Here is a 510-nt window from a genome sequence, read left to right as displayed (position 1 = left end):
GTCCCCCGCCGTCCCGCGCGGTCCGGGCGCGGGGGCGCGCGGGACGGGGGTGCGGGGACGGGCGGGCGTGGGCAGCCTGTCGCTCGTGGACGGGGACGCGCACGTGGTCGTCCAGGGGATCGGGCCGGGCGACCGGCCGCTCGGCTTCCTCGCGGTCGGGACGCCGGAGCCGCTGCCGCACGTGGCGCACACGATCGTCGGGTCCGCGGCGGCGCTGCTCACCCTCCGCTCCGAGACGCCCCGCTCCGGACGGGACCTGCGGGCGGCGCTCGCGGCGGCGCTGCTCGGACTGCCGTCCCCCGACCGGGCCGTGCCGGGATACCCGGCGGCCGTGCTGGCCTGCGCGGACGCGTCCGTCGTGGACGCCCTGGAGGCCGATCCGGTGGGCGACCGCTGCCTGGCCCTGCCCCGCCCCGGACACGTCGTCGTGATCGCGCCGGAGGCCGACGCCCGCCGGGTCGCGGCGCTCGCGGGCGGACCGGTCGGGACGAGCGAGCCCGCCGCCTCCGC

Annotated in this window: 1 pseudogene; it reads left to right on the top strand. The window is 81.6% G+C overall.

Annotated features, from left to right (window positions below):
* Nucleotides 1-67 precede the first annotated feature (67 nt).
* A pseudogene (locus tag DZF91_RS22640) lies at nt 68-510 on the top strand (hypothetical protein); the annotation flags it as partial.

This window comes from Actinomadura logoneensis (genome assembly GCF_003428695.1).
GTDB lineage: Bacteria > Actinomycetota > Actinomycetes > Streptosporangiales > Streptosporangiaceae > Spirillospora > Spirillospora logoneensis.
This window is presented reverse-complemented; position numbering and strand designations above follow the sequence as displayed.